Source organism: Microcystis sp. M165S2, assembly GCF_020245885.1.
Taxonomy (GTDB): domain Bacteria; phylum Cyanobacteriota; class Cyanobacteriia; order Cyanobacteriales; family Microcystaceae; genus Microcystis.
This window is the reverse complement of record NZ_JADBTZ010000331.1, coordinates 1-4849: the sequence shown is the minus strand read 5'-3', so window position 1 is coordinate 4849 and position 4849 is coordinate 1. Positions and strand designations below refer to the sequence as shown.

4 protein-coding genes and 1 pseudogene are annotated in these 4849 nt (G+C 50.1%); 4 read left to right on the top strand and 1 reads right to left on the bottom strand.

Features of this window, described 5'->3' with window-relative positions:
• Positions 1-107 (top strand): annotated as a pseudogene (locus IM479_RS22765) (IS200/IS605 family accessory protein TnpB-related protein); the annotation flags it as partial.
• A gap of 64 nt (positions 108-171) precedes the next feature.
• Here IM479_RS22765 and IM479_RS16425 read toward each other — a convergent pair.
• Positions 172-1410 carry a sulfonate ABC transporter substrate-binding protein gene (locus IM479_RS16425; RefSeq protein WP_287686627.1) on the bottom strand — a complete coding sequence of 413 codons (1239 nt, stop codon included), beginning with the start codon at positions 1408-1410 and terminating at the stop codon, positions 172-174.
• Between the two features lie 216 nt (positions 1411-1626).
• Between IM479_RS16425 and IM479_RS16420 the strand changes: the two genes are divergently transcribed.
• From IM479_RS16420 to IM479_RS16410, 3 genes are all read left to right on the top strand, one after another.
• The gene (locus IM479_RS16420) at positions 1627-2301 is read left to right on the top strand and encodes a cadmium resistance transporter (RefSeq protein ID WP_287686625.1); all 675 of its coding nucleotides are present in this window, start codon (positions 1627-1629) and stop codon (positions 2299-2301) included.
• Between the two features lie 118 nt (positions 2302-2419).
• Positions 2420-3499, top strand: a complete 1080-nt coding sequence (locus IM479_RS16415; RefSeq protein WP_287686623.1) for a sulfate ABC transporter substrate-binding protein — start codon at positions 2420-2422, stop codon at positions 3497-3499.
• A gap of 40 nt (positions 3500-3539) precedes the next feature.
• Complete coding sequence (locus IM479_RS16410) at positions 3540-4535, top strand: PstS family phosphate ABC transporter substrate-binding protein (protein WP_287686621.1); 996 nt, start codon at positions 3540-3542, stop codon at positions 4533-4535.
• Positions 4536-4849: the final 314 nt, after the last annotated feature.

The window sequence follows — 4849 nt, the reverse complement described above, 5'->3', positions numbered from 1 at the left end:
TGATGGGTTCCTACAACATTTTGCGAAAAGCATTCCCAAATGCGTTTAACCGCTATGGGATAGAGAGGTGCGTAGTTCACCCAAGGAGAATCAATCTCTCGAAGTAAAAGTGAAGGGAATTTCTGAAATGGAATTCAGTCCGTCTATATTTGACTATACTTTTACTAACTATTAATATGTCCAATTTTGTTTCGTCTGTAGGGTGTAGGTTCCGTCGCGCACATTGACCCGATGGGGGATCAGTTTCAGGTCTCGGAAGATATTAGCTTGGTGTTGTAGGGCCGCCAGAGAGCGATCGTCGATCGGGATAATGGCACGTTCAGAGGCCCGTTGTTCGAGATTAGTGACGATCGCCGGATCGAGCTCGTGGTGAGCTGCCAAGCGTCTCGTCGCCTCTAACTCCTGTTGTTTCGCCCAAGCACCCGCCTCGTTCACCTCTTCTAAAATCACTTTCAGTACATCGGGATAATCGCGTACCAATTCGGGAACCGCATAATAATAGGTCGGCACTTCTAGAGAGGCGTTTTCCCCAAAGATGCTCTCTAGATCGGCCACCGATCTTCCTGGATAGGTGCGCGTCTCGGTGGGCGAGTAGGGAACCCACACCACCCAAGCGTCGATCTCACCGCAACGAAAAAGCACCAGTGCTTCCGGTTGAGTCGCATACACCGGTTCGATATCGCTTAATTCGAGATTCACTCTCATCAGTGCGCGGATGAGGACGTAATGGGCGCTCGAACCCCGATCGAAGGCGATTCTTTTTCCTTTTAAATCCGCCAACGTCTCTATTGGCGAATCCTCCGGTACGAGAATCGCCTGACCTTTCGGGGCGGTATATTTTTCCTTGGCTACCCGGACGAAGACGTGTTCCGCCGCTTGGGAGAAAATACTCGCCGTACCGCCACCACCGCAGAAGTCGATCGTTCCGTTGCTCAAGGCCTCGATCAGAGAGGAAGCGGCCAGAAAACTCGTCCACGTTACCGTCACCCCAAAGGGTTTTAAGCGTCTTTCGAGAAAGGCCTGGGCGCGGAGAACTTCCAGATTGGTCATACCCTCGGGATAGCCGATCTTGAGGGTTCCTAGCCGCCGCGCTTGTTTGGCGAGGGGAGTGATATCGGAGGGGGTCGAGCGTTTGAACCAGCGATTGATCGCGATACAGAAGAGAATTCCAGCGATAAATAATCCCACGGTTTCCAATAGTCGGGGAGTCGTATTGCGGGGGAATTTAAAGCTATCGACCAGGTTCAGAATCGGGTTATCCGATCGAGAATTTTGACCGACGGCGATCGTGTCGGAAAATCCAGCCAGGAGAAAGCTCCCGACCAGGCTGGTCAAAAAAAGCATCGCGGGAAGAACTGCCCGCCAATTTCGCCACGGTTTCCAGAGACACTTGATCGAACGGTGGAGCATGGGATTTCTCGCAGAAAACAAGATTTATTATCGGGAAAGGGGACAAGAGAGAAGAGTTTCCCAACTCCCTCGGCATAGCTGCCATTAGTTTTATTTACATACTATAAAAATCCACGACTCCTCGATTGTGTAACAAAGTACATTTATAAATGTATTCAAAATGATATAGTTTCAAAATGAAATTGCGCCCGCATTTGGGAGATCGAGGTGGTATGGATGGATTGGTTGATCGAAATCGTCAAAATCGCGGTGGCCACCGGCATAGCCACCACCTTCGACGACAATATTTATCTAACCGGCTTCTTTAGCGAGGTAAATCGTACCTTTCGCCCGGTTCACATTGTCGTCGGCGAGCTACTCGGGTTTACGGCCTTAGTATCGGTTAGCTTGGTCGGTTTTCTACTCGGCTTAATCATCCCGCCGATTTATATCGGTCTTCTCGGAATCCTGCCGATCCTCATCGGTGTGAGAAATTTACTGACGTTAAATCGCGATAACGAGAGGGAAACCGCAGATCGCAAGGTGAATTTGCGAAGAAACGCCCAATTTCACGGGTTCGCCTCGCGAAGACTATCCCTCGGTCAAGTCCTCAGCGATCGCCAAACCTATAAAGTTTCCGCGGTCACGATATCCAATGGCGGCAATAATCTCGGTATCTACATTCCCCTATTCGCCAATAGTACCGTGGCGCAGTTAGCCGTAATCATCCCGATCTGCTATTTAATCGTTTGTACTTGGTTATTTCTCTCCTATAATCTAACCCGCCAACCGGGGATCGCGGTTGTCCTCAGCCGTTATGCGAGTAAGCTTTTCCCTTTTGTGCTGATGTGGTTGGGGCTACGGATTATTCTCGATAACGGCTCCTATCGCCTGTTGATTCCCATCGGCTAAATTAGGCCCCTGTAAAAATCGACAATCTCTGGCTCGCACGGGAGTCAGAATTGAGCAAGAGAGAATAGACCGCGATAATCGAGAACTCCTTTAGATCAACCTTATAGGGAAAATCCCGATGAATGTATCACTGTTATCAATTCGATCGCTATTTCGTCGCTTCCATTCGCTATCGCGGCGGGGATTTGTATCCTTCTTGGTATTAGGATTGCTGGGTGCGCTCGCGCTCGCTTCCTGTACGTCCAGGGAAATAGTCTCGAAACCAGAGGTGAAATTAAATCTCGTTTCCTTTTCGGTCACGAAAGCCGCTCACGACCAGATTATCCCGAAATTCGTCGATAAATGGCAAAAAGAGCATAACCAAAAAGTCATTTTCCAGCGGAGTTACGGCGGTTCCCTGGCCCAGGCCGATGACGTGATTGCTGGGAAACAAGAGGCGGACGTGGTACATCTAGCCCTACCTCTAGACGTGACGCGCATCGCCGACGCGGGGTTAGTTCATCGCAGTTGGGAAGATCGGGTTCCGAGAAGGGGAGTGGTGAGTCGATCGGTTGCAGCGATCGTCACACGGGCGGGAAATCCGAAAAAGATTCAATCTTGGGCGGATCTGGCTAGAGAGGACGTTACGGTTCTATCCGCCGATCCGAAAACTTCCGGGATCGCTATTTGGCAGTTATTAGCCCTCTGGGGTTCGGTGACGCAAACGGGGGGCGAACCGGAACAGGCATTGGATTTTGTCCGCCAAGTCTATGAAAAGATTCCCACCCTAGCCAGGGACGCGCGGGAAGCCAGCAATGCCTTTTTCCAAGAAGGAAAGGGGGATGTTTTAGTCACCTACGAAAACGAGGTAATTCTAGCGGCCAGAAATCGACCCGACACCAGTTACTTCGTCCCTCCGGTCAATATCTCGATCGATAATCCCGTTGCGGTGGTGGATAGAAATGTCGATAAACACGGCACGCGAGAGGTGGCCGAGGCCTTTGTCAATTTCCTCTATTCCGAGCCGGCACAACAGGAATTGGCCAAACTAGGCTATCGATCGGTCAATCCCTTTATCACGATCGCCACCGAAGCAAAATTACCTCCCGTGGAAACCCTGTTTAGCTCCCAAGATTTAGGGGGTTGGCCTTTGATCCGTAACGATTTTTTAGCGAAGGGAGCTATTTTCGACCAAATCAGAGCGAATTCTCCCACCTAAAAGCCATCAACGATATTGTTATCAATCTATCTTCAAGTCTATGAAACAATTCCGTCTTTTTTATCTAATTCCCCTCTTACTGATAGGCCACTGGATGACCGGTTGTGCCGACAGAGCGGAAAGCGGGGAACAACAGGTCAGCGTGGACGGGGGGGCCGTGGGCTTCGCCCTAGCGCTCGCCGTTGCCGAAGAATATCAAAAAGTCGCTCCCAACGCCCGAGTCGGGGTGGCCTTTAGCGGTACAGGTGGGGGATTTACCCGGCTCTGTAACGGTAGCATCGATATTGGGGTCGCTTCCCGTGTCATCCGGGAATCGGAATCGAAAGCCTGTAAGAGGGCGGGAATCGAGTACATCGAGCTACCCATGGCGCTGGACGGTCTGGCGTTGGTAGCGAACAAAAACAATAAGTTTCTCAAGTGCCTAACTCGAAAAGAGTTAAAGACACTCTGGGAGGCAGAAGCCGAAAGGAAAATCGTTACTTGGGATCAAGTTAATCCTAAATTTCCCAAAGAGAGAATTCTGTTATTCGCACCTCCTGTGGACGCGGGAACGACCGATTATTTCACCCAATCGATCACCAAGAGAAGAGGGAATATTCGGAGCGATTATACGCCCAGCTTTAACCAAAATACTCTGATTCAGGGAGTCATCGGCAATGCCAACGGATTCGCCTTTGCGGGGATCGCTTTCGTAATGCAAAATCAAGACAAGGTAAACGTGGTCGGGCTAGAAAATCTGGAGGGCAAAGAGTGTGTTAAGCCCATTCCTTTGGAGAACGTCAAGCGCAATACCTATAGTCCCCTCACTCGCCCTCTCTTTATTTACGTTAGTAAAAAAGAACTGGATAGCAAACCTTCGGTTGAACGTTTCGTGCGTTTCTTTGTGGATAATTCGTGGAAATACGTGGACAGTGTAGGCTATGTGTCGTTACCCGATCTCGCCTACGTGAAAACTCGGGAACGATTCGAGAAACGACAAACGGGATCGACCTTTATAAATGCCAAGCCCGGTGAACCGATTATCAACTTTTTCTAAGGAGGAAATTGTCAACTCTTGACATCCTCGCCGCCCTAAAAGTGCGGCGATTCCTAAACCTCACGATTTAAGTTTCTGCTTCCACCACCGTCGCATACCACAGTTAAAAAACCATGTACTGTCTTACACAGAGTCCGCAGACTTTCGCCCCATTTCAGAAGCCCGATTCCGTGTGTCCCACGGTACGTTGACCGCCTATAGCTTCTTGTACTTGTTGCGCGCGACTTTTTACCCGGCCAAGCTTTTCTGGTCGGAACCCCCTAAGCCGAGTTTTCAAGGTGCTGCGCCGTCCACTTGGTTTTCGAGACTGGCCT